Origin of the sequence: Mycobacterium angelicum (genome assembly GCF_002086155.1) — a bacterium.
Lineage (GTDB): Bacteria > Actinomycetota > Actinomycetes > Mycobacteriales > Mycobacteriaceae > Mycobacterium > Mycobacterium angelicum.
The window spans coordinates 59,366-82,235 of the sequence record NZ_MVHE01000013.1 but is presented as its reverse complement, the minus strand read 5'-3'; the positions used below and the strand labels follow the sequence as shown (position 1 = coordinate 82,235).

General features: G+C 64.1%; 30 protein-coding genes. 20 read left to right on the top strand and 10 right to left on the bottom strand.

Features of this window, described 5'->3' with window-relative positions:
• The first annotated feature begins 10 nt into the window (after positions 1 to 10).
• The 9 genes from cynS (at position 11) to BST12_RS11530 (ending at position 6,266) form a co-directional block, all read left to right on the top strand.
• On the top strand, positions 11 to 466 hold the full coding sequence (gene cynS, locus BST12_RS11570; protein WP_083113256.1) for a cyanase: 456 nt from the start codon (positions 11 to 13) through the stop codon (positions 464 to 466).
• Positions 463 to 1,536 (top strand): acyl-CoA dehydrogenase family protein, encoded by a 1,074-nt coding sequence (locus tag BST12_RS11565; RefSeq protein WP_083113255.1) that lies wholly within the window; start codon positions 463 to 465, stop codon positions 1,534 to 1,536. The genes cynS and BST12_RS11565 overlap by 4 nt, the downstream gene beginning before the upstream one ends.
• Positions 1,537 to 1,555: 19 nt before the next feature.
• Positions 1,556 to 2,179 carry an RNA polymerase sigma factor gene (locus BST12_RS11560; RefSeq protein ID WP_083113254.1) on the top strand — a complete coding sequence of 208 codons (624 nt, stop codon included), beginning with the start codon at positions 1,556 to 1,558 and terminating at the stop codon, positions 2,177 to 2,179.
• On the top strand, positions 2,176 to 2,445 hold the full coding sequence (locus BST12_RS11555; protein ID WP_083113253.1) for a hypothetical protein: 270 nt from the start codon (positions 2,176 to 2,178) through the stop codon (positions 2,443 to 2,445). Before BST12_RS11560 ends, BST12_RS11555 begins: the two co-directional genes overlap by 4 nt.
• The gene (locus BST12_RS11550; protein WP_083113252.1) at positions 2,438 to 2,995 is read left to right on the top strand and encodes a flavin reductase family protein; all 558 of its coding nucleotides are present in this window, start codon (positions 2,438 to 2,440) and stop codon (positions 2,993 to 2,995) included. The genes BST12_RS11555 and BST12_RS11550 overlap by 8 nt, the downstream gene beginning before the upstream one ends.
• The gene (locus tag BST12_RS11545) at positions 2,995 to 3,855 is read left to right on the top strand and encodes a formate/nitrite transporter family protein (protein ID WP_083113251.1); all 861 of its coding nucleotides are present in this window, start codon (positions 2,995 to 2,997) and stop codon (positions 3,853 to 3,855) included. The genes BST12_RS11550 and BST12_RS11545 overlap by 1 nt, the downstream gene beginning before the upstream one ends.
• Before the next feature lie 178 nt (positions 3,856 to 4,033).
• Positions 4,034 to 4,930, top strand: a complete 897-nt coding sequence (locus BST12_RS11540; RefSeq protein WP_083113313.1) for a universal stress protein — start codon at positions 4,034 to 4,036, stop codon at positions 4,928 to 4,930.
• 74 nt (positions 4,931 to 5,004) lie between these two features.
• On the top strand, positions 5,005 to 5,361 hold the full coding sequence (fdxA, locus tag BST12_RS11535) for a ferredoxin (protein ID WP_083113312.1): 357 nt from the start codon (positions 5,005 to 5,007) through the stop codon (positions 5,359 to 5,361).
• 5 nt (positions 5,362 to 5,366) lie between these two features.
• Complete coding sequence (locus BST12_RS11530) at positions 5,367 to 6,266, top strand: universal stress protein (RefSeq protein ID WP_083113250.1); 900 nt, start codon at positions 5,367 to 5,369, stop codon at positions 6,264 to 6,266.
• A gap of 9 nt (positions 6,267 to 6,275) precedes the next feature.
• Here the strand turns inward: BST12_RS11530 and folE are convergent, their stop codons facing one another.
• Positions 6,276 to 6,953, bottom strand: a complete 678-nt coding sequence (folE, locus tag BST12_RS11525; protein ID WP_245850249.1) for a GTP cyclohydrolase I — start codon at positions 6,951 to 6,953, stop codon at positions 6,276 to 6,278.
• A 288-nt stretch (positions 6,954 to 7,241) separates the two neighbouring features.
• Between folE and BST12_RS11520 the strand changes: the two genes are divergently transcribed.
• Positions 7,242 to 7,430, top strand: coding sequence for a hypothetical protein (locus BST12_RS11520; protein WP_083113248.1), 189 nt, complete (start codon positions 7,242 to 7,244; stop codon positions 7,428 to 7,430).
• Positions 7,431 to 7,436: 6 nt separating this feature from the next.
• Here BST12_RS11520 and BST12_RS11515 read toward each other — a convergent pair whose 3' ends face one another.
• Together BST12_RS11515 and BST12_RS11510 are read right to left on the bottom strand one after the other, a co-directional pair.
• Positions 7,437 to 8,129: a PAS and ANTAR domain-containing protein gene (locus BST12_RS11515; RefSeq protein ID WP_083113247.1), complete on the bottom strand. Its 693-nt coding sequence runs from the start codon at positions 8,127 to 8,129 to the stop codon at positions 7,437 to 7,439.
• Between the two features lie 108 nt (positions 8,130 to 8,237).
• The gene (locus tag BST12_RS11510; protein WP_083113311.1) at positions 8,238 to 8,696 is read right to left on the bottom strand and encodes an Hsp20/alpha crystallin family protein; all 459 of its coding nucleotides are present in this window, start codon (positions 8,694 to 8,696) and stop codon (positions 8,238 to 8,240) included.
• A 142-nt stretch (positions 8,697 to 8,838) separates the two neighbouring features.
• Between BST12_RS11510 and BST12_RS11505 the strand changes: the two genes are divergently transcribed.
• A complete protein-coding gene (locus tag BST12_RS11505; protein ID WP_083113246.1) occupies positions 8,839 to 9,204 on the top strand; it encodes a MerR family transcriptional regulator in 366 nt (121 codons plus the stop codon).
• 16 nt (positions 9,205 to 9,220) lie between these two features.
• Here BST12_RS11505 and BST12_RS11500 read toward each other — a convergent pair whose 3' ends face one another.
• Positions 9,221 to 10,681: an aminotransferase class I/II-fold pyridoxal phosphate-dependent enzyme gene (locus tag BST12_RS11500; protein ID WP_083113245.1), complete on the bottom strand. Its 1,461-nt coding sequence runs from the start codon at positions 10,679 to 10,681 to the stop codon at positions 9,221 to 9,223.
• Positions 10,682 to 10,745: 64 nt separating this feature from the next.
• Between BST12_RS11500 and BST12_RS11495 the strand changes: the two genes are divergently transcribed.
• The 4 genes from BST12_RS11495 to BST12_RS11480 all read left to right on the top strand — a co-directional run bounded on the left by BST12_RS11495 (position 10,746) and on the right by BST12_RS11480 (position 13,761).
• Positions 10,746 to 11,387, top strand: a complete 642-nt coding sequence (locus tag BST12_RS11495; protein WP_245850247.1) for a flavodoxin family protein — start codon at positions 10,746 to 10,748, stop codon at positions 11,385 to 11,387.
• 126 nt (positions 11,388 to 11,513) lie between these two features.
• Positions 11,514 to 11,954 carry an oxidoreductase gene (locus BST12_RS11490; RefSeq protein ID WP_083113244.1) on the top strand — a complete coding sequence of 147 codons (441 nt, stop codon included), beginning with the start codon at positions 11,514 to 11,516 and terminating at the stop codon, positions 11,952 to 11,954.
• Positions 11,955 to 11,975: 21 nt separating this feature from the next.
• Positions 11,976 to 13,466, top strand: a complete 1,491-nt coding sequence (locus tag BST12_RS11485; protein ID WP_083113243.1) for a molybdopterin-dependent oxidoreductase — start codon at positions 11,976 to 11,978, stop codon at positions 13,464 to 13,466.
• A 1-nt stretch (position 13,467) separates the two neighbouring features.
• Positions 13,468 to 13,761 carry a hypothetical protein gene (locus tag BST12_RS11480; RefSeq protein ID WP_083113242.1) on the top strand — a complete coding sequence of 98 codons (294 nt, stop codon included), beginning with the start codon at positions 13,468 to 13,470 and terminating at the stop codon, positions 13,759 to 13,761.
• On the opposite strand, the gene BST12_RS11475 is transcribed toward BST12_RS11480, so the two are convergent.
• Together BST12_RS11475 and BST12_RS11470 are read right to left on the bottom strand one after the other, a co-directional pair.
• Positions 13,727 to 14,074, bottom strand: a complete 348-nt coding sequence (locus tag BST12_RS11475) for a hypothetical protein (RefSeq protein ID WP_083113241.1) — start codon at positions 14,072 to 14,074, stop codon at positions 13,727 to 13,729. The two genes, BST12_RS11480 and BST12_RS11475, sit on opposite strands and share 35 nt — an antisense overlap.
• Positions 14,075 to 14,116: 42 nt before the next feature.
• Positions 14,117 to 15,199 carry a YncE family protein gene (locus BST12_RS11470; protein WP_372511109.1) on the bottom strand — a complete coding sequence of 361 codons (1,083 nt, stop codon included), beginning with the start codon at positions 15,197 to 15,199 and terminating at the stop codon, positions 14,117 to 14,119.
• A gap of 128 nt (positions 15,200 to 15,327) precedes the next feature.
• Here BST12_RS11470 and BST12_RS11465 point away from each other — a divergent pair, with 128 nt between their 5' ends.
• Genes BST12_RS11465 through BST12_RS11455 form a run of 3 tightly spaced genes read left to right on the top strand, consistent with a single transcriptional unit; the run spans position 15,328 to position 16,942 of the window.
• Positions 15,328 to 15,867: a DUF1360 domain-containing protein gene (locus BST12_RS11465; protein WP_083113239.1), complete on the top strand. Its 540-nt coding sequence runs from the start codon at positions 15,328 to 15,330 to the stop codon at positions 15,865 to 15,867.
• A 15-nt stretch (positions 15,868 to 15,882) separates the two neighbouring features.
• Complete coding sequence (locus BST12_RS11460; protein WP_083113238.1) at positions 15,883 to 16,296, top strand: ChaB family protein; 414 nt, start codon at positions 15,883 to 15,885, stop codon at positions 16,294 to 16,296.
• Complete coding sequence (locus tag BST12_RS11455; RefSeq protein WP_083113237.1) at positions 16,280 to 16,942, top strand: UdgX family uracil-DNA binding protein; 663 nt, start codon at positions 16,280 to 16,282, stop codon at positions 16,940 to 16,942. The genes BST12_RS11460 and BST12_RS11455 overlap by 17 nt, the downstream gene beginning before the upstream one ends.
• 26 nt (positions 16,943 to 16,968) lie before the next feature.
• Here BST12_RS11455 and BST12_RS11450 read toward each other — a convergent pair whose 3' ends face one another.
• Positions 16,969 to 17,988: an SDR family oxidoreductase gene (locus BST12_RS11450; RefSeq protein WP_245850257.1), complete on the bottom strand. Its 1,020-nt coding sequence runs from the start codon at positions 17,986 to 17,988 to the stop codon at positions 16,969 to 16,971.
• A gap of 310 nt (positions 17,989 to 18,298) precedes the next feature.
• Between BST12_RS11450 and BST12_RS11445 the strand changes: the two genes are divergently transcribed.
• A complete protein-coding gene (locus tag BST12_RS11445; protein WP_083113235.1) occupies positions 18,299 to 18,682 on the top strand; it encodes a hypothetical protein in 384 nt (127 codons plus the stop codon).
• Positions 18,683 to 18,753: 71 nt separating this feature from the next.
• Positions 18,754 to 19,446, top strand: coding sequence for an HAD family hydrolase (locus BST12_RS11440; RefSeq protein ID WP_083113309.1), 693 nt, complete (start codon positions 18,754 to 18,756; stop codon positions 19,444 to 19,446).
• A gap of 84 nt (positions 19,447 to 19,530) precedes the next feature.
• Here BST12_RS11440 and mbp1 read toward each other — a convergent pair whose 3' ends face one another.
• From mbp1 to BST12_RS11425, 3 genes are all read right to left on the bottom strand, one after another.
• Positions 19,531 to 19,764 (bottom strand): microaggregate-binding protein 1, encoded by a 234-nt coding sequence (gene mbp1 / locus BST12_RS11435; protein WP_083113234.1) that lies wholly within the window; start codon positions 19,762 to 19,764, stop codon positions 19,531 to 19,533.
• Positions 19,765 to 19,941: 177 nt separating this feature from the next.
• Positions 19,942 to 21,744 (bottom strand): thiamine pyrophosphate-requiring protein, encoded by a 1,803-nt coding sequence (locus BST12_RS11430; protein WP_083113233.1) that lies wholly within the window; start codon positions 21,742 to 21,744, stop codon positions 19,942 to 19,944.
• Positions 21,745 to 21,870: 126 nt separating this feature from the next.
• Positions 21,871 to 22,815, bottom strand: a complete 945-nt coding sequence (locus tag BST12_RS11425) for a fumarylacetoacetate hydrolase family protein (RefSeq protein WP_083113232.1) — start codon at positions 22,813 to 22,815, stop codon at positions 21,871 to 21,873.
• Positions 22,816 to 22,870 lie beyond the last annotated feature (55 nt).

The following is a 22,870-nucleotide window of genomic DNA, read 5'->3' as shown; positions in this document are numbered from 1 at the left end:
CGGGTCCGACATGCAGCTGGCCGAAACCATCAAGCTTGCGCGGGTGGAAAAGGGATTGACCTGGACGAAGATCGCCGAGGCGATCGGCAAGGACCGGGTGTGGACGGTGGCCGCCCTGCTGGGTCAGCATCCGCTCTCGGCCCAGGACGCGCAAACCGTTGCCGCGCTGCTCGACCTCGGTGCCGACGCCGTCACCGCATTGCAGATGGTGCCCTATCGGGGCAGTGATCCGTCACTGGTGTCGGATCCGACCATCTACCGATTTCATGAGGCGCTGTCGGTGTACGGGCCGGCCCTCAAAGAACTGATCAACGAGGAATTCGGCGACGGGATCATGAGCGCGATCAACTTCCGGATGAGCGTCCAGCGTCGGGCGGATCCACAGGGAGATCGGGTGATTGTGACCTTCGACGGCAAGTTTCTCGACTACACATGGAACAACACCGAACAGGAGGTGTCGCCGTGACCGCGACCATGAATGCCGCGATCGACCTGCTCGATTCGCAGGTCCTGGCAGACATTCGTGCCCACGCCGGCGCATTGGACCGCGGCGAGCACACCACCCGCCGCAGCTTTGCCGCGCTTGGGGCGGCCGGTCTGCTCGGGGTGGGTGCCCCGGGTAACGCCGACGGCAGGCTGCCGCAGATGGCCGAAGTGATCCGGCTGATTTCCGGGGAATGCATGAGCACCGGGTTCTCGGTGTGGGCCAGCCGGATGACAATCGAGTACTTGCTCACGGCGGCAACACCACTCAGCGAGATGACGGCGCGGCCCCTGCTGGCCGGGACCGCGTTGGGAGTCACCGGCATGGCTGCGGCGTTCAAGGAGGCCGCCGGTTGCGGGAGCCTGGAACTGACCGCCGCACGGGTCGTCGGGGGCTACCTGCTGAGCGGTTCCATCAGGTGGGCCAGCAACCTTCACGACGACTCGCTCCTGGTCACCGCGGCACGCACCGAGCGTGGCGACAAACTGATCGTGGCGCTGCCGTTCTTCTTGAACGCCCCGGGCGTCACCGTCGGTGAGCATTTCAAGCTGCTGGCGATGGACAGCACGGCCTCGTCGTACCTGGAGCTCAAGGATGTCTACGTCGCCGACGAGCAGGTGCTGTCCACCGACTTCACCGGCTTCCTGGACGCGGTGCGCCCCACCTTTCTCGTCCTGCAATCGGCCATGTGCATCGGGCTGGCCCGAACCACGTTGACCCAGACCGGGATCGGCCTGACGGGAGTGAACTCGGTGTTCACTTCCGACGTCAACCTGATCGAGGGCAAGCTGGCTTTGGCCGAGACGACGTTGGCCAGTCTGGCCGGGGCCGTCGGTGGGCCGCGCCCGCCCAGCAAGAAGGAATTGTTGTCGTTGCGGCTTACCGCGGCCGAGATCGCCAGTGCCAGTGCGGCTTTGGAGATCCGTACCGCCGGTGGCAAGGGGTACGCGAGCAGAACGCCGGCCAGCCGGCGTTACCGAGAGGCCGCGTTCATTCCCGTGCAGTCGCCGTCCGAGGCCCAATTGCGTTGGGAACTGGGCGGGTGCCCCTGAACGACAAGCCGGGTCAACGATGACCCCGCTCGCGGATCCTCCCGAGCCCACAGCCGAGCTGACGGTCGGCGGTATTCCGCTGGCCGGCTTGGTGCGCGATTTCCACCGACCGATGGTGAATTTCGCCTGCACAATGGTCAATTCACCGGCAGCGGCCGAAGAGGTGGTACAGGAGGCCTGGGTGCAAGTGCTCAAGTCATCGGCCACGTTCGAGGGTCGCTCGTCGGTGGCCACCTGGCTGTTCGGCATCGTCAAACGCACCGCATCGCGTCATCGTCGCCGCGATGCGCGGATCCGCGAGCACGAGGTGCTGGGCACTTCGGACACCGACGCCGCCGACCCGCTGTCCGGCCGGATGCACCCGGCCGGACACCCCGATGCCGGTCACTGGAGTGTCCCGCCGTCGCGGCGGTTCCTGCCCGAGGACCAAACCGTGGAGCGGGAACTCGTTGGATATGTGCGGGCGGCGCTGGACGCGCTGCCGGTGCGGCAGCGACAGCTGGTCATCCTGCGAGACCTGGTCGGTGTGTCCGCCGAAGAGGCGGCCGAGGTTCTGGAACTCTCCACTGACGCGCAGCGCGCGCTGCTTTATCGCGCACGAGGAAACCTTCGCAACCAATTGGAAAAGCGGTATCAACGATGACCGTCTACGACAACACGATTCCCCCGATCGACTGCGTCGAATTCGTCCGGCTGGTCGACGACCTTGTTGACTCGGATCCCGCGCGCTGGGGTCCGATCGTGGCCAAACACCTCGAAGACTGCCCGCCATGCCTGGTCTACCTACAGCAAATGCTCGACCTCAAGATTCTGCTCAACCGCGTCTTCGACGGGGAAAAGCTCAGCGACGAGCACATTGTCGGGGTTATCGGCACGATCAACACCCTCAGGAAGGGCCGCCATGACTAGTTCTGCGATCAATGCCAGTGCTGACCAACAACCGGACCGCGAGTGGGTCATCGGCGGCCCCGTCGATGCGGTCGCGATGCGCCACGCCATGGGGGCCTTTCCCTCCGGCGTCACCGTCTTGACCACTCGATTGGGTGAGCGCTCGGTCGGCATGACGATCAGCTCGTTCGCCTCGGTGTCAATCCATCCGCCACTGCTGCTGCAATGCGTGGCGCGCAGCGCGGGCAGCCTGCCCGCATTCCGCATGGGTAGTTCGGTGGCCGTCAACATCCTGGCGCGCGATCAGGCGGACCTTGCCCGCAGGTTTGCCAGCAAGAGCGAAAACCGTTTCGAGGGAATCGAATTCGACACCGATGGCAACGGCTGCCCGGTGCTTGCCGGCGCCGCGGCCTCGGTAAGTGGTTGCATAGACCGGATTTACGATGCCGGCGACCACGTCATCCTGCTCATTCGTGCTTGCGAGGTACGGCGCGACGACACGCTTCCGTTGCTGTACTACTCGGGACGGATGCACGACTGGGTGGACATGGTCAGCGCGTTGGCTTCCTGATGCGCGATCAACTCGCGCTGGCCGTCGATCGAACCATCGAGGATCCGTTCGAACCGCTCAGCGTGCGGGCCATGGTGTGCCGCATAGCCGACATGGCAGTCCAGAAATCGGCCCATCCGTGGGCTTTTCTGATGCGTTCCGTGGTAGGCGGAGCAATGGTCGGGTTCGGGACCCTGCTGTCGTTGGTGGTCAGCACCGGGGTGAGCACGCCTGGAATCGCGAGCCTGTTGATGGGTTTGGCGTTCGGGATGTCCTTCGTGCTCATTCTCGTCTCGGGAATGTCGCTGATCACCGCCGACATGGCTGCCGGATTCCTGGCAGTACTGCATGACCGGATGAATTGGGCCGGCTACCTCAGGCTGTTGGCGATCGGCCTGACCGGCAATCTCGTTGGGGTCCTGGTCTTTATCACGGTGTGCGCCGCCGCGGGCGGTCCGTACCTTGGCGCATTCGCGACACGGGCGGCAATCGTTGGCGCCGACAAGACCGGCCAACCACTGGTGACAGCCTTCTTGCTGGCGGTGTTGTGCACGTGGTTCCTGCAGACGGCTATGTGCCTGTACTACAAAGCCCGCAGCGATGTCGCGCGGATGGGTTTCGCGTTCTACGGCCCGTCCGCATTCGTCATGGGCGGCACTCAGCACGTCGTGGCCAACGTCGGCTTCCTCGGTCTTCCCATGTTGCTCAGCGCATTTCATGCTTCCGCGCCGCACACCGCGATCGGGTGCGGGTTCGGCAGCCATGGATTGCTGACCAACATATGCGTGACCGGTGCCGGCAATCTCGTCGGCGGTACTGTATTTGTCGCGCTGCCGTTCTACCTGATCGGGCGGCTTCAGCCACGCGGCATCGCCGGCTAGCCATTGACTCCACCACGGCTTCGACGTTGAAGTTCTTGGTAATAGGCCAATTTGGCGGCTTCTCCGCTAGCTCGGGCCCCCGTCAGATGCACACCGGGAACGCAACCGTCGCCGTGAAGTTGCTCCTAGGGTCCTTTGACCCTGTCGAAAAGCGGCCAAGTCCCATAGCGTGAGCTGCATGGCGTTACTGACCACAACGAAACACGGAATCCTGGTAGGCGTCGACGGCTCAGCAGAATCCGACGCGGCCGTGGTCTGGGCGGCGCACGAGGCAGTCATGCGCCGGTTGCCGATTACCTTGATGCATGCCGTCGCGCCCGTGGTGGTCGGTTGGCCGGTGGGCCAACTTTACGACGAGATGCCGCAGTGGCAGAAAGATGCGGCCCAGCAAGCCATTGACCGGGCCCGCACCGTGCTGACCGCCGGCCTCGGTGAGTCCGAGGCCCCCGAGGTTCGTACCGAGATGATTTACGCCGACGTGGTGCCGACGCTCATCGACGCGTCGAAGCACGCCTCGATGATCGTCGCGGGCAGCCAGGGCATGGGCGCGCTCGGACGTATGTTGATGGGCTCTATGACGACGGCATTGCTTCAACATGCGCATTGTCCAGTCGCGGTTATTCATTCAGACGAGGACGCGGTCATCGAGCCGAATGCTGCTGTGCTCGTGGGCATCGACGGATCGCCCGCGTCAGATGCTGCGACCGCATTGGCATTTGACGAAGCGTCGCATCGGGGGGTAGAGCTGGTCGCGCTGCATGCGTGGAGTGATGTCGGGGTGTTTCCGATACTCGGCATGGATTGGCGTGACCGTGAAAGTCAAGGCGAGGAAGTCCTTTCCGAGCGCCTGGCGGGCTGGCAGGAACAGTATCCGGATGTCCGCGTCCAGCGATCGCTGGTTTGCGACAGACCCGCACACTGGCTGCTCGAGGCGTCCGAACGCGCCCAACTGGTGGTGATCGGCAGCCACGGGCGCGGGGGATTCCCCGGCATGTTGCTGGGGTCCGTCAGCTCCGCGGTGGCTCACTCGGTGAAAGTGCCGGTGATCGTGGTACGGCCGCAGGAAAAAGGCTAGAAGGGTCTTTGGTCCCTGCCGGTGAGGCCTTTCGGTAGGCGCGCGGTCCGACACCGCGTTTGTACCTTGAAGTCATGACCTACGTCATCGGTAGAGAGTGCGTGGATATCGCGGAGAAGTCTTGTGTCCTGGAGTGTCCCGTCGACTGCATCTATGAAGGCGACCGCACGATGTACATCAACCCTGAGGAATGTGTTGATTGCGGTGCATGCAAGCCGGCCTGCCGGGTTGAGGCGATTTATTGGGAAGGCGATCTTCCCGATGACCAGGTTGCGCATCTCGTCGACAACGCCGCCTTCTTCAGCCAGGTCCTGCCAGGGCGTGACGCTCCGCTCGGTTCTCCAGGTGGAGCCGACGCGTTGGGCCGGGTCGGCGTCGACACACCTTTCGTCACGGCACTGCCGATAAACGACGCGTCATCGAAGGAATAGCTGAAATGTCCACCCGCGGTAGCACAAACGTCAAGCGCTTGGGCGTGGTCGTCGGGGTAGATGGCTCGCCGGCATCCAATGCCGCGGTCTGTTGGGCAGCTCGTGACGCGGCGATGAGAAACATTCCGCTCACGGTCGTCCACGTGGTGAGCACCGATGTGGCGACGTGGCCGCCAATGCCATACCCGGAAACGTGGGCCGTTTGGCAGGAGGACGAGGGCCGCAAGGTCGTCGCCGCTGCCGTCAAAATCGCCGAAGAGGCCGTCACCGCGGACCAGAAGCTCACCATCAACAGCGAAATCGTGTTCTCCGCACCGGTACCAGCGATGGTTGAACTGTCCAGCGAGGCCGACCTGGTGGTGGTCGGCAGCTCGGGGCGCGGAGCGCTGGCCCGGGCGGTGCTCGGCTCGGTCAGTTCGACTCTGGTGCGGCGCGCCGGCTGTCCCGTCGCCGTCATCCGCGACGAAGATCCGTTGATGCCGCATGCCCAGCGCGCCCCCGTGCTGCTGGGAATCGACGGGTCGCCGGCATCGGAGCTCGCGACGGCCGTGGCTTTCGACGAAGCTTCGCGCCGCGGTGTCGAGTTGATCGCCCTGCACGCCTGGAGCGACCTCGAGGTCGTCGAGTTGCCAGGGCTGGACTGGTCGAAGGTGAAGGCGGAAGCAGAGCGCAATCTGGCCGAGCGCCTGGCCGGCTGGCAGGAGCGCTACCCCGACGTGACGGTGTGCCGGGTCGTGGTCTGCGACCGCCCCGCGCGGCAGCTCGTCGAAAGGTCGGAATCGGTCCAGTTGGTAGTCGTGGGCACGCATGGCCGGGGCGCGCTCAGCGGGATGCTGCTGGGTTCGGTGAGCAACGCCGTCGTGAATTCGGTCCGGATGCCGGTGATCGTCGCGCGCTCGGCCTGATTTTGGGCGCTACCGCCCACCCGCGTGCAGGCGGTGGATGAGTGTGATTTCGTGATCCAGCCACATGCCTTTGCGCGCTTCGGTGGTCGCTTCGGCGATCGGCTCGCGCACACCCCGTAGCCGCATGCAGTCGTGTCGCGCCGTGATGACGCACATCGCCCCAGACGGGTTGAGCTTGCGCATGATTCCCGCGGCAGCCTGATGTCCGATGCGTTCCTGCACCTGCAGCCGCGCGGCGTAACCGTGCACCAAGCGGGCCAGTTTGGACAGGCCGACGATGCGCTGGCCGGGATGGGGTCGGTAGGCGATGGTGGCGGTCCCGGAGAACGGCAACAGGTGGTGCGCACAGGTCGAGGCGAACGAGATCCCGTGCATGACGATGAGTCCAGGGTCGTCGGGGGCGGGGAAATCGGTGTCGAGATGGTCTTCTGGGACCTCGTTGTAGCCCCACAGCATCTCGCGCCACGCTCGCGCGACGCGGGCGGGCGTCTGGGCGGTGTGCTCACCTTCGTCCACGCCTAGCGCGTCGATGAGATTTCGCACGGCCTGCTCGACGGCCATGTCAGGATTGCTGTCGTACCACGGCATCGGCGTGGCGGCCGGATCGCCGTAGTGCGGAGGGTAGTCCGAAGCGGGACCCATCTCTTCGTCGGTGATCGCCCAGCCGCCCAACCCAAATGGCGCCACCTGGTTATGGTGTTGCTGCGGTGCAGACGGGACGGCGGCCAAACCGTTCATGTGTAGTCCAGTGCGGTGGCCTGACCCATTCACACCGTTCACGTTGGAACCTTCCTTGCGGGTGTGGTTTTAAGTACGTCCGACATGGGCGTGACTACTACTTAGCAACCATGCCGTTATGCACTGGCCATGTCTGTCGGGTGATTGGTCACCGATAGGAGGAACGCCGTGTCCCCCGATTGAGGGAGCGAGCGGCGCGCATGATTGAAATTCATGAGACGGGATAATCACGCAGGCATGGCTGAATACCGAGTACTCAACCCGCGCGGCGAGGTCGTTGCGACCAAAGATATCGATACCGCCGCGGATGCGCACGCCTGGTTTGTCGATTCCGTGGCTGACAATTCCGAGTTGGGTTGGCGCATGGAGGTCAACGACGACGGCGACTGGTCGTTCTTCGACGACACCGAAGGCGCCCCGAACTGAAGCAGATTACTTCGCCACCGCAGTGTCATCGGCGCGGTGCACCCGCTGATGCGCGGTCAGCAGCAATTGGTCGAATTCCGATTGCATGCCAAAGGCGCTGCCCGCGGCGCGAAAGTCCGCACAGACCTGTTCGGCCAGCAGGCGCAATTTGATGTTGGCTTCTTGGGAGAGCCATTTCAGCAAGTTGAACGCCGCATCCTCGTCGATGTCATAGACCAGCATCAACATGCCCTTGGCCTGCTCGATGCCGGCACGGTTCTCGGCGATTTCGGCAAGCTTTGCCGTGACCAGGTCCTCATGTAGTTGCTCACGCAACGGAGAGACATCGACGTAAAAACCGCGCGTTCCGATTACCGCACCATGGTCGTCATAAAGACGATCACCCACTACGACGACGTGATGCACAGAACCTGCGGTGTCGATAATCCGGTGCCGGGTGCTGAATGCCTTTTGATTGTGCAGAATGTCGCCAATGGTGGCCGCGACCTGACCCCGGTCGTCCGGGTGTTTGTGCGAGAGCACCACATCGGTGGTCGGCGTCATGCTGCCCGGCTCATAGCCGTGCATCCGCTGCACCTGCTCGGACCATTCCCACCGCTGGTCGGCGAAGTAGAAGCGGAACGAACCTACCCGTTGCGGCGCACCGCCGGCCAATGCTTGTTCAACGGCCGCCGACTGGCCGTCGAGATCCCAGCTCATCGCGGATTATTCCTCCTCGGGTTTAGCACGCCTCGGGGATGCGGGGTGGTGGCTGCCGGCGCCTGCCTTCTCGGCGAGCGCCATTAGCCACCGCGCCGCCGACCAGCATCAAGCGTCTATGACCTCGCGTTTGGATTCGTTGTCGTTAATGGCCCGTTGGCCGTGTTGCCCGTTGCCGCGGCCGACGGAAATCTTGCGCGGCTTGGCCTTCTCGGCGACGGGAATATGCAACCTGAGCACACCCTCCTGATAGGAAGCCTCAATCCGCTCGGTGTCGAGGTTTTCGCCCAGCACGAGCTGGCGACTGAAGACCCCGCGGGGCCGCTCGGTGGCGAGCATCTCCCGGTTGGGGTCGACGGCCGGCCGCTCGGCACGAACCGTCACCACGTTGCGCTCGATGTCGATGTCCAGGGAGTTGGCGTCGATACCGGGCAGGTCGAATTCGACCACGAACTGCTCGCCTTCGCGCCACGCGTCCATCGGCATCACCGCTGGTCGCGCGGCTGTGCCTAGCACCTGCTGGGCGAAGCGGTCCAGTTCACGGAACGGGTCGGTACGCATCAGCATGGTGGTCACCTCTTACTCCAATCTGCTTTGTGGGGGTGGAATTTTCTATGTCTCACGACATAGGTTTTATATAACACTGTCGACAGGAGAATGCAAGTGTGATAAGCAGGTTTTCTACACGAGTAGGCAAGGAAGAGTCCGAATGACCGATCGCCCTGACCACAGCGGTGCGCCGGCCGCCGATCACGGTGTGTACGGCATCTCCGTGGCGGCCGAACTTTCCGGCGTCGCAGTGCAATCGCTGCGGCTCTACGAACGCCACGGATTGCTCACCCCGGCCCGCAGCGATGGCGGAACGCGGCGCTACAGCGCTGACGATTTAGCGCGACTGAAGCGGATCAGCGAACTCGTCGACGCCGGGATCAACTTGGCCGGCATTGCGCGCATCCTCAACCTCGAAGACGACAACGCCGCACTCTCGGCCACCAACACCGACTTGCAGTCCACCAATCGCGAATTACGTGATGCGGCAAAGACGAAGAGGCCGCGCGCCGAAGCCGGACAGTGACCAGGCCGGGCAACCGTCAGGCGACGACGCGGAAATTCTGTGCGCTCGGGTCGGAAGCATCCGGTAGGTTCATGCCCGCGTCCGCGCCGGAGCGCAGGTAGTCGATCACGGCATCGTTGAGGCGCTCACCCGGCACCACCGCCGGAATGCCAGGGGGATAAGGGGTTATCTGCTCCGCGGCGATACGGCCGGCGGCCTTTGCCGCCGGCACCGTTTCGATTGGTCCGAAGAAGGCATCGCGGGGCAGCTGCACGTTTTCCAGTTGCAGTTCATCCGGATCCGGCAGTTGTATCGACGGCGGCGGCTCGAATTCGCTTGCCGCCTTGCGCCATTGGGTCATCGCCGCCACGAGGCGGTCAGCGGTGTGCTTGTCGTCGGCGAATGACATCGTCGCCAGGATGCGGCGGTGATCGCTGAGGCCGATGTCCAGATGGCAGTTCTCCCTGAGCCAATCCGCGGCTTGGTAGCCAGATGTCCCAGTCCTGGACACGTCCATCAACACCTGTGTCACGTCGAGATCGCAGGAAGCCTGCGTGCCCAGCAGCTCGTCTTCGAGAACCAAGAGGTCCGGGATTTCCGCGAGCCGGTCGCGCAGGTGGCCGGCGAGGTCGAGTTCGGCGGTGAGCAGCTCGTGCCCCTGCTCGACCATCTGGCGCCGCCAACCGTCAAGTGCCGCATAGATCATCACGTTCGGGCTGGTTGTCATCAGCAGGTCGGCGCACGCCGATAGTTGCATGGGATCCACCAAGTCGCCTTGGAGGTGGAATACCGACCCTTGCTCGAATCCCGCTCCCATCTTGTGCACGCTCACCACGCACACATCGGCGCCGGCGTCCATCGCCCAGGCCGGCAGGTCTTCGTGGAACGGCAGATGCGCACCCCATGCCTCGTCGACAATCAGCGGCTTGTTGTGCTCGTGGCAGACGTCGGCAATCGCCGCTATGTCGGCACACGTACCGTACGGACTCGGACTGACGATGAGGGCCCCCGCCGCATCCGGATGCCGCTCCCAGCCCTTCCGCACTTGTTCGGGTGAGGGCGGATGAGAGAAGTGGCGTTCGGCATCCCAGCGGGGCGTAAGCCATCGGGGCCGCACCCCGGAAAAGATCAAGCCCGCGACCACCGACTTGTGGCTGTCGCGCGCCACCAACAGGCCGCCCTCATTGCCGCCGGCGACGGCGAGCATCGCCGCCTTCACCGACAGCGAACTTCCGCAGGTGGAGAAGAACGCCTTGTCCGCGCCAACCGCACTGGCCATCAAGTCCTCTGCCCGCGTCAGATATTCGCCGCGCGACAACCGGTCGTCGAGACCGGCACTGGCCAGTACGTCGTTGCGAAACGGGTCCTTGCCCAAGACCGCGAGCACCCGGGGGTCGGTTCCGGCGCCTTGACGATGGCCCGGCGGTGTGAAGCCGTAACGGTTGCTGCGGTGATAGTCGAGAAGCGCATCGAGCAGGGGCGCATGCGACTGATCCATGCGCGCTGGGTACCCGTGACCGGCAAGACCGAACCGTTCTGGTTTGCCCTGACCGAGGGCGGGTATGAACTCCGGCATGGTTGACCAGGCGCAAGTACCGTTGCGTGCCGTCGGGCTGGTATGCAGCCTCAAACCCAGCCCCGCGGCTTCGAGTAGCGCATTGATCGCCGAGCAGGTTTTCGAGGAGTTGCGGAAGGCGGGTGCCGAGTGCGAACTGATTCGCTGCGTGGATCATGCCATCAAGCCCGGGGTCGAGGACGATATGGGCCCCGGCGATGAATGGCCCGCCATCCGGAGCAAGGTGCTCGACGCCGACATCCTGCTGCTCAGCACGCCCATCTGGCTGGGCCACCCGTCGAGCATCGCCCAACGGGTGCTGGAGCGCCTGGATGCCGAATTGTCCAACACCGATGACGACGGGATACCGGTGATGGTCGGCAAAGTCGCGATTGTCAGCGTGGTGGGCAACGAGGACGGCGCTCACAAAGTGGTCGCCGACGTGTTTCAAGGACTCAACGACATCGGGTTCAGCATCCCGGCGCAGGGCTGCACATACTGGAACGGCGCCGCGATGGAAAGCACCGACTACAGCGACCTCGATGAGGTGCCCGACCAGATCGCCTCGACCACCGCGGCGGCCGCCCGCAACGCCGCCCATCTGGCGCGTACCTTGCAGCAGCGGCGATATCCCCCGTACGAGGCGTAACCGCTTGCGCCCGTACGCATCGGGCCCGCCGCGGTACCCCGGTGGTTTGCAGTGTTTGCGGCCGGGTATGCAGCACCGGTGCGCGCATTTATACGGCGGGCGTGGCAACGCAGCCGGATATACCGGATGCTCACCCTCAACGGTTACGTGGCGTTCAATCTGCCGCGGGCCGTGACCGCCGCGGGCAGCCTGCTGCTTGCCGGTCTGGTGCTGGTCCATGTGTACCTCTTGGTGGCCACTCCGGCTCCGCCCGGGTACTTCGTGGCCTATTGTGTGGCGTTGATCGCCGGTTGTGTGGCGGCGATGGCCGCGATGGCATTCGCGCTCAATCCTGCTGTGCCGCAACGTGGTTGGCAGCTCGGCAGCCTGATCGGTGTGATCTTCCTCGGCCTCTACCTGGTGAGCCGGGCGGCGAGCCTGCCCGGACTGGTGGGCCTGACCGGAAGGTGGGACCTGGCACCCGGGTCGCTGTCGGCTGCCTGCGCACTGGGATTCATCGGCTTGCACATGTCGGTTCTGTTGGGCATCAACGTGGCCTACCCACAACGGCGGCACTGGCATGACTGACAGTCGTTGGGAAGCCCGCACATGACCACGCTCGACTATCCACTCTGGTTGCGAATCGACCACTGGCTGAACTTTCTATTTCTCACCTTGATCATGCGCAGCGGTATCGAGATTCTGTCCACCCACCCCAAGCTGTACTGGAACGAGCACAGCAAGCCCGGCACCGAATGGGCGAGGTTCACCCGCAAGGTGATGCCGACGGACAAGCTCTACGACACTCTCGACGAAGAAGAGGACTATCACCCACTGGTCGCGCTGCCGGGGCGCAAGCAACTCGGAATGGGCCGCCATTGGCACTTTTTCGCGGTACTCGGCTGGATTCTGGTCGGGCTGTCGTACTACATCCTGTTGTTCGCCACCGGCCAGTGGCACCGGTACTGGCCTTATTCGTGGTCGATCTTCTCCGACGCGTGGAACGACATCGTGACCTACCTGACGTTCAATCTGCCGCCGCTGCTGCCCGGCGAACCGCTGGACGCCATCCAGAAGTTGACGTATGCCGCGGTGATATTCCTGTTGGCGCCGTTCATGATCCTTACCGGCGCGGCACAGTCGCCGGCGATCGAGGCGCGGTTCCCCTGGTATGTGCGGCTATGGGGCGGGCGTCAATCGGCGCGCAGCCTGCACTTCCTGGGGCTGCTCGCGTTCGCGCTGTTCATCGTGATCCACCTGTCGATGGTGTTCTTCTGGGGCTGGGGCCAGCTCACCGCAACGATGATCTTCGGGTCGGTCCGCAATATCGTTTGGGCCACTGTGCTTTCCCTGGTGATCATCGGGGTCGTCGTCGCCGTCCACGTGGCGGCGACGCTGTGGAGCCTGCGCCGGCCGTTTGCGGTTCAGCGGGTCCTGGGGGCCGTCGTCAGTGCGGCCCGCCACATTCTGTTGCGGCCGTTGGATTCCCGGCAGGATTACCCGCCGGACAAGTTGTCGCCAGAACACCGCGTGAACGGCAAGCCGCCGACATCGACTGCCTACAAGGTGATGGCGGTACACAATTTCGTGGACTGGCGGCTGCGGGTGGGGGGACTCGTCGAACGGCCCGTGACGCTGGATCTGGCAGCGCTGCGTGCACTGGCTGATCACCAGACCCAGCGGGTGCTGCACAACTGCGTGCAGGGCTGGACCAGCATTGGCGAATGGAGCGGAATTCCGCTCGCCCAACTGGTGGACCTGGTACGGCCGCTGCCGCAGGCCCGCTACATCTGCTTTCTGACCATGCAGAACAACAGCACCGACGAACCCAGCTCGGAGGGCGGCGGGCAGTTCTACGAAGTGATCGACCTTGAACTGGCTTACAAACCGCAGACGCTGCTCGCCTATGAGATGAACGGCAAGCCGTTGCCCATCAAACACGGTGCGCCGCTGCGGCTCCGGGTGGAAACCCAGGTGGGGTTCAAGATGGCCAAGTGGATCAACCAGATCGAATTCGTCGACGAATTTGCCGGGATCGGCAAGGGGAAGGGCGGCTGGCGCGAGGACAACGTCTACTACGACAAGGACGTGGAGATCTGAGATGGCAGACGACGCGATGGTGCGCCCAGAGCTGATCGCGCTGGAACCGGTGGCCCGCGACCGGGTACTGCAGCACATCGCCGCCAACGGCGGGCACTGCGAATCGTGCGGCACAACGGATTTCGACGTCGGAGACGCTTTGTATCTCGGCTTCTTGTTCCTCGACGAGGACAACGACGCCTACATGGTGGCGTTGACATGCCGCAATGGCGAGTGCGCGCGGCCGCGCACCGCTATCATCTTGCACGACAACGAATTCCTTACGCAGTCCGCAGATGACGGCGTGACGGGCTGACCTCTGTTGCCAGCCGCGGGCGGGACAATTTGAATCGATCGATCAGCGTCGAAACCTCGTTGAGTTCCTTGCGGAGTGTGTGAAACCCGACTTCGTCGGCCGCGTCGAGCAGGCCCAGCGCGCTGTAGTGCGCCAGCCGCCGCAGCCGCCCCGCCAGGGCCGTGCCCCATCGGATGCTGAAATCGTAGATTTGCTCGTCACTCACCTCGTCGTCGCGCTGCCCTAGTTCGCGCAATGCAGTTATCTGCTCACCGAGTAACTCCAGATCGTCGTCGACGCCGGTCGCGGTGCGGTGCTCGGATATCGCGCTCATGAATTCCTCCTGTGGTGGTCTTCTCGAGTGGCCCATCTGTCGTCATAGGTGCGGCTTGGCAACGCCGATCACGTACGGCTGGTCCTGCAGAGTGAGGTATAGCCGATCCGGTCCAATTGCCATGCCGGACAAGGGTGCTGATCTAACCGGGTCGTCGGGTAGCTGCTGCCGGTAGTCGACGGTCCTCAGCACCGGAATCGACCCCTGCGGATATCCGGTGAACGATGCCGTCTCGAACACCACCAGGTCCCGGTCGGTGGCCGCGTAGATGCGGGTGTCATCAGTGCCCAGGTAGCGAATCGGCGACGAAACCTGCGTGCATGCCACAATCCCCAGCCCGTCGCCGCCGCGGCGAGAGTCCACGGCGTACACAACGTTGCGATTGCGGTCGGCTACGTAGGTGCGGCTGACTTTGGTGCTATCGCCGGCCGCCGCCACCACATCCATGTCGAAATCGCCGCGCTTCTCCGGGGGCGACGACGATCCCTTGTAATAGCGGATCCCCGCCGGCCCGTACAGGTGGTACTCGATCTGACGCCCGCGATTGGAGCCGTCGATGGTGGTGGCCGAATCTTTAGCCCGTGCGGTCGCGAGTTTGCGGTACCCGTAGAGGTCCACCGGCGTCACCGCGTACCCGTCCTGCGACAGCGCAAGCAGCACCCGCATCCCGGCGTCGGCGGCGAGGTAGGCCGGGGCGGGACCGGCGTCGAAGTCGTCGATTTGGCGCAGACTGGCCAGATCGACGACGGCCACCCGTCCCTGTTCGGGTTGCGGCACGAACACGTGCCGCTCATCGGCATCGCTGATCTGGATATTGCGGCCCAATGACATTGGCGCGGAAAGCTTGGTCTGAGCGGTACCGTCACCGACGTGGCTCACCGCCGCGAGCCGGTGATCGTCGGTCGGCGCCACGAGCGCGTGCAGCGCATACGACCACACCGGATCGTGCAGCGTGGCATTGATCCGAGTGACGGTCACCGCAGGTGCGCTTTCCAGGGTCGAGCCCGGTGCCGAACACGCGGTCACACCGCCGGTCAGCAGGACGACGCAGGCGCCGACGACGATGCCGGTAAACCGGCCTGAGGCCCGCGGCTGGCGGCGGGCCGCGCGGTTGTTCACTACCACCCTTGAGCTGCACCCCTTAGCTGGCGCCCGGTACTCCCGGCGGGATACCCGGGCAACCATCGCGCTACACCTGGCCTGCGGGCATTCGGCGCCGGGATTGCCCAGAGTCGAAACGGGTACCCGCAGGCATGACCAAGGACAGCGCCGACGTAGCTGACAGGGCGCGCCGGGAAGCTGACGAATATCGCGGCGACAGTCCCAGGCCGCTGGCGGGCTATCTGGGCGCCATGATCGTCTACGGCGCGCTGGTGGTACTCACCACGTTGATGGCTGCCGCTACCGGACGCAAGCTACCGGAGCGATGGCACCTGCAGGATCTCGTCATCGTCACGGTGGGCACCCACAAACTGTCGCGAACCGTGAGCAAAGACGCGGTGACCAGTCCGCTGCGCGCGCCCTTTGCCCACTACGCGGGCACCGGCGGTCCGGCCGAGGTAATGGAGGAATCCAGGCAGGGCGGCCAGCTGCGGCATAGTCTGGGGGAGTTGTTGACGTGTCCGTTCTGCCTGGACATGTGGGTGGCTACGGGGCTTGTCATCGGCCTGGTCTTTGCCCCCAGATTCACCAGGCTGATCGCGGGCACCTTCACCGCGCTGGCCGGCGCGGACTTTCTCCAGCTTGCCTATGCCAAGGCTCAACAGTCGGCTCAAGGTCCGCAAGACTCTTAAGAGGGAGGTGATTCCGTGCCCAAGACGACGAAGAGCGGGGCGGCGAAAAAGGACGAATTGCCTAGCACGCTAAGGCGTTCCAGCGCCAAGGCTCAGCGAACGTTCGCCAAAGCCCATGACGCGGCCGCCGAGCAGTACGGCAGTGAAGAGCGCGCGCATCGCGTTGCTTATGCCGCCGTCAAGCACAGTTACGAAAAGGTCGGCGACCGTTGGGAAGCCAAAGAGGAGAAGGGCCCTTCGGACCGACGCGCCGAACGCGGCGACCTGAACAACCCGTTGCCGTCGGCCGAAGGCGTCGACGCCAATGCCAGCAAGAACCACCTGCTCGACGTCGCGCGCCGGCTCGACGTGCGCGGGCGGTCTACGATGACCAAGTCCGAACTCGTCGACGCGATCAAGAAGTACAACCGCCGTGCCCAAAGACGTTGAGACGCAATCAGCCATCGGCGCCGCCCGCTATGTGCCCGATGATCGGCAGCTGAGTTCCCTGGCGGATGCCGCGGACACCTGCCGCGGATGCGGACTGTACAAGGACGCCACCCAGACGGTCTTCGGTCACGGAAAGGGTGCCGCGCCAATGATGTTGGTGGGCGAGCAACCCGGGGATCAGGAGGACCAGCAGGGACTTCCGTTTGTCGGTCCGGCAGGACGACTGCTGCAACGGGCACTGGAAGAGGCCGATATCGATGTCGGTCTGACTTATCAGACCAATGCCGTCAAGCACTTCAAGTTCAGCCGGGCAGGCAAGCGCCGCATACATCAGAAGCCCGGCCGAATCGAAGTCGTCGCATGCCAGCCCTGGCTGATTGCCGAAATCGAAGCGCTACGACCGAAAGTGATCGTATGTCTTGGCGCAACGGCGGCTCAATCCTTGCTGGGCAGCACTTTTCGCGTCACCGCACATCGCGGTGAGCACCTGCAACTGCCGACAGCGCTCGGCATAGCAACCGAGCCGGAACCGCTCGTCACGGCTACCGTGCACCCCTCGGCTCTGTTGCGGGACCGCAGCGAACACCGCCGCGAGCACTATCAGATGTTCGTCGACGACCTGCGAAGTGCGGTCGCCTGCCTCTGACTGCCTCTGACTACCTCTGACTATGGCTACCGGCTCTTGCCGTCGAGCCGGCGGCGCCCGAGACCGGCAGCCGCGACGGCGCCCACCAGGGCGGCCCCGGACACCAGCGTGCCGACGTGCCTGGCGGCCCAGGACTGGGCACTGTGGGGGTGCGAACGATCGTCGAACACGCCGTGCGCGCCGAAGTCCTTGCCGTCGGGCCCGTCGAGGGGCGCCCACAGGTTAGCCGGTCGCTCGGCGCTGGTCGGCTGATCCGTCTGCTGCGAGTCGAACCCGGTGCGGGCCAGGTAACGGTCGAGCAATCCCGGTACCAGTCGTTGCGCCACAATGGTTCCCACGGTGCTGGCTCCCACCCAATAGTGTTTGCGGCGCGGGTGATCCAGCGCGTACAGCACACCGCGCGCGGCGACCTCTGGCTGATATATGGGCGGGACCGGTTGCGGGTGGTTCTTCATCCGGGATCGAACCCAGGAGAACTGCGGGGTGTTGACCGCGGGCATCTGCACGACGGTGACCCGCACGTTGCTGTGCTCATGCATCAACTCGGTACGCACGGATTCGGTGAACCCGTTGATCGCGTGCTTGGCGCCGCAATAGGCCGATTGGAGCGGGATGGCGCGGCAGCCCAATGCCGAGCCGACTTGCACGATCACCCCAGTGTCCCTGGGGCGCATGCGATTCAGCGCAGCCATGGTGCCGTGTACGTACCCCAGATAGGTGACTTCGGTGACCCGGCGGTACTCGTCGGGCTCGATGGCGGTGAAGGGGGCGAAGAGCGATGTGAATGCGACGTTGATCCACGCATCGATCGGACCGAACCGTTCCTCGACCTGTTGTGCCGCGCGCTCCACCGAATCGAAGTCCGCGACATCGGTGGGAATCGGCAAAGCTTCACCACCGGCGGCGCGTACTTCCGCGGCCGCGGCTTCCAAGCCCGCCTGTCCACGGGCCAGCAGTCCGATCTGCGCACCGCGTTCGGCCAGCAGGCGCACCGTAGCGCGCCCAATGCCGGCGCTGGCACCGGTGACTACGACCACTTTTGGAATGGCCGCTTTTGCACCCTGGTGTACCCCTGCTTCCGGCGATCCACTGGCGAGACGCCGAAAGGCCCCACCAACCCGTGCGGTGGCGCCGCCGATCTCGTCAAACGCGGACATCAGCTCTCCTGATTGGGTTTCTTGGTTTTCGAATTTGTGCTAACGCCCGATTACCCCGCCGGTTCGCGGGGGTAAACCTCGCTGGGCTTGCCATGTTTCAGGTCGACCGACATGGGTAGTCGGGATTGAGTTGCGCGCGCCGCGGTGGTCGGTGGCGCGGTCTCGCCATGAGCCGATGAGTCCCACGAAGGGAGGCGTAATGAGTCTCAATCAGGAAACCGACCAGTTGGTCCCCGGCGCGAAGGCCCCGCCGCCGGATGCGGGGGATTCTGTCCGCCGCAGTCGTGCGGTGATCAATTGGGTGCTTGCCCTATTGACCGTCCCAGCCGCGATATTGGTGATGATATTCGCCGTCGGCGCGGCGATGAGCGTCGCGGCATGCAGTGCGGCGCAATGTCCCCATCTGGGTCCGAGCGGGTTGGTCTACGGAATTTTGTTCTATGGCGCGCCAGTGGTTGCCGCCGTAACCATCATTGTTTCGTTCTTTACGGCGTTGCGGCGCTGGGGATTTGTCGTCCCGCTGTTCGGTTTGGCACTGCTGCTTGCCGATGTTGCGGTCACGGCGTTGCTGTTCAGGTCATAACCAATTCCTGCTCGCCGGAATTAATTGTGTTCGCCGGCAGTGGAATTGATTCACAAGATGTGGATAACTCGGTGGATAAGCGCAAGCCGGTGATACCGGCAGTCTTATTCGATGTTGACGGCACGCTCGTCGATTCCAACTACCTGCATGTCCATGCGTGGCAGCGCGCCTTCGCGGAAGCCGGAATCGATGCCGAGACTTGGCGCATCCATCGATCGATCGGAATGGACGGATCAACGCTGGTGCGGTCGTTGTCCGGCGATGCGTCCGACGACGCGCGAAAACGACTGAAGGATCTGCATTCTCAGTACTATAAAGAAGCCGGTCCGCTACTTCGAGTGCTGCCCGGGGCGCGCGAGCTGCTGCAGCGCGTCGCCGATCTGGGCCTGCAGGTGGTGCTTGCCACGTCGGCGCCCGAAGACGAATTGGCCTTGTTGCGAAAGGTGCTCGATTGTGACGACCTGGTCGCCGAGGTCACGTCGGCTGCCGACGTCGACACCGCCAAGCCCAAGCCCGACATCATCCGCGTGGCGCTGGACCGTGCAGGCGTATCGGCCGGGCAGGCCGTCTTCGTCGGCGACGCGGTTTGGGATGCCGAAGCAAGCGCCCGCGCGAGCGTGGCCAGCATCGGGCTGCTCAGCGGTGGGGTGTCCCGGGCGGAACTCGAAACCGCCGGTGCCGTAGCGGTTTTCGAAAACCCCTGCGAGTTGTTGTCTCACCTCGACGAAACGCCGATTGCCCGGCTGACCGCCAACCGGCGCTGATCAGCCTCTAGAGCACCGTCTAGAGCACCTGCGAAAGGCGAATGGGCCCAGTCCGATTCGGACTGGGCCCATCCTCCTGACAAGCTACTGGTTAGCCTTCTGCCGTTCCTCGGCGGCTTCTGCGCCCCCGCGAGCGGCTTCTGCTTGGGCTTCCTTCTTGGCCGCGTCACGCTGGGCATCGCCCTTGTCCTGCTGGGCCTGCCCCTCGCGCTTGACGTCATCACGGCCGGCTACGGCGCCAATGACTTCCTTCGCCTTGCCCTTAACACCCTCGACGACGCCCTCGACGGCCTCTTGCGGCCCACTCTTCTCCGCCATGAATACCTCCCGTTGCTTACTCGTTTACCATGGCGACCTCGCGCTGTAGTCGATTGCGCTCAGCCAGCAGGGAAACCACCGGACGCGATTCCTACGCGTCTCAGTGCAAAGAATTCCCCTACAAGATCAAGGGTTTCCGGATCGCCGAAGCCTCAAACCTGTGGCCTGTATCACCGGTCATCGGCGGCTGGTTTCGCGGTGCGGCAGGAACTCCTGTGCCTTGATTTTGATGCCCTCCTTGATCAGCCCAAAGGCATCCTCGTCGCCGTGCAGCACCGCGCTGGCAGCGGCCTTCATCTGGTCGAAGGTGGCGTGCGGTGGGACCGGCGGAATGTTGGGGTCACAATGCACGTCGAGCACCGTCGGCCGGTCGGCCTGTAGTGCCTGATCCCACGCCGAGGGAATCTGCCCGGGATCGGTCAGCTTGGCCGAAGCCAGGCCCAGGCTGGCGGCGAATCCCGCGTAGTCGACATCCGGAAGTGTTTGGGACTCAGCGAATTTCGGTGCTCCACCCATGGCCCGCATTTCCCAGGTTACCTGATTCAGGTCGTTGTTGTGCAAGACCGCGACGACAAGCCGCTGGTCGGCCCATTGCTCTCGATAGTGCGCGATCGTGATCAGCTCGGCCAAGCCGTTCATCTGCATGGCGCCGTCACCGGCGAACACAATGACCGGCCGGTCCGGGTGGGCGAACTTCGCACCGATACCGTAGGGGACACCCGGGCCCATCGTGGCCAGATTGCCCGACAACGAACCACGCATGCTGCCGCGGAACTTCAATTGGCGCGCATACCAATTCGCCGACGAGCCCGAGTCGGCGGTGACGATCGCATTGTCGGGTAGCTTCGGCGACAAGTCGGCGAATAGCCGCATCGGGTTGATCGGCTCGGCTGTCACGTCGGCTTCCATCGCCATGGTTTCCCACCAGCGTGCGACGTTTTTCTCGATCGTCTCGCGCCAGGAACGGTCGGACTTGCGCTGCAACAACGGCAATAGGGCGCGCAGGGTCGCGCTGGCGTCGCCGACCAGGTTCACCTCATTGGGGTAGCGCATACCGATGACCGTGGGGTCGATATCGATCTGCACACCGCGCGCCGAACCGAACGGCGGCAGGAACTGCGTGTACGGGAAACTCGACCCGATGGTGAGCAAGGTGTCGCAGTCCCGCATCAATTCGTAGCTGGGGCGCGTGCCGAGCAAGCCGATGGATCCGGTGACAAACGGCAACTCATCGGACAGGGCGTCCTTGCCGAGTAGCGCCTTAGCCACTCCCGCGCCCAGCAGGTCGGCGATTTCGGCCACTTCCGGGGCGGCGTTGCGGGCACCGGCGCCGATAAGCATCGCGACCCGCTCACCGGAGTTGAGTACCTCGGCGGCCTGCCGCAGGCCCTCGGGTGAAGCTTCGACGGTGGCCTTCTCGAACCCCAGGCTCGACGGCACCATCTTGAATTCGTGGGCCGGAGGTGAGTATTTGAGCTCCTGTACGTCGGCAGGGATGATGAGCGCGGTCGGGGCCCGCCTGGTCAATGCGGTGCGGATGGCGCGATCGAGGACATTGGGTAGCTGTTCGGGCACGGTCACCATCTGGACGTAATCGCTGGCCACATCCTTGTAGAGGCTCAACAGGTCCACTTCTTGCTGGTACCAGCCGCCCATGGCGCTGCGGTCGGTCTGCCCGACGATGGCCACCACCGGTACCCGGTCGAGCTTCGCGTCGTAGAGGCCGTTGAGCAGGTGGATCGCGCCCGGTCCGGAGGTCGCTGCGCAAACACCAAGGCGCCCACTGAATTTCGCGTAACCGACGGCTTCGAACGCGGCCATCTCCTCGTGGCGCGCCTGGACGAACATAGGCTTGTTGTCCGCGCGACCCCAGGCCGCAAGGAGGCCGTTGATGCCGTCGCCGGGGTAGGCGAACACGTGTGAGACCCCCCAGTCGCGCAGTCGTTCGAGCAAAAAGTCGCTGACTTCGGTCGCGGCCATTGCGCACCTCTTCCCGTTTTCGGCTTCAGATCCGTCAAACGGGTTACCCGTTTACGCGCTGATTAGGCCCCGAAAAAGCGCGTGCGCGGGGGATTCCCAGGAGGTTGACAGTCCACGCGCTGTCGCTCAAGCGAATCGCACGGTGGTGTGCTGGGTTCCCAGATCGATCGCTCCGTCGTCGGTGGCCACCGACGCTTCGACGACGTCCCCGTGTTGCAGGTAGTGCGGGTTGGCGGCCTGACGTTTGAAGAACGCCTTCCACTTGACGGCCGGCGGTAACAGGTTTCCGATGATCTCCACCGGCTTGGACGGCGCTCTCAGGGCGGTGCCCACCGGGGTGCCGGTGAGGATCAGGTCACCGGATGCGAGCTCCTGGAACTGGGTGAGCGATTGCAGCGCCTGCAGTGGGCGGTAAAGCATGTCGCCGTCGACTAGCGAATTCTGGCGCTCTTCGCCGTTGACGCGCAGGCGCAACCGCAGCTCGCCGAAGCGCCGTAGTTCATCGGCGTTGAGCAACACCAGCTTCGGCCCCACCGGGGTGAAGCTCGGGTAGGACTTGGCCTCGTAGAACTGGGTCTGCGGAAGCTGGATGTCGCGCGCTGACACATCGTTGGCAACCAGCAGACCGGCAATGACGTCGGCGAGGTTGGAGTCGGAAATGGCTGTCCCGACCGGAATTGCGCGTCCGATCACCAGCCCGATCTCGACTTCGTAGTCGAGCAACTGGACGTGTGCGGGTTTGACGATGTCGTCGAACGGTCCGCTGATCGACGCGGACGCCTTGCGGAAGAAAGTCAGCGGAACCGATGCCGGATCCATGCCGGCATCCTTGACGTGCGATTCGAAGTTGGTCATCTGCGCGACCACCCGGCAGGGTCGCGTCACCGGTGAGATCACATCCAGGTGCTCGACGGCGACGGTGTCGGTGTCGGTGTTACCGAGCGCGGCCTCGATCGCGCTCCGGTCGGCCAGCAGCCGTCCGGTGGTGGTTGCCGCGGTGGCAATCCTTGCCGCGCGGCCCGCGCTTTCGACCCACCAGGCGTCGGCGGTACGTAGTACGGAAACGGTCATGAGACAGGCACTTTCAGCGGGCCGGTCGTTTGATACGCCGAATGCAGGTACCGGT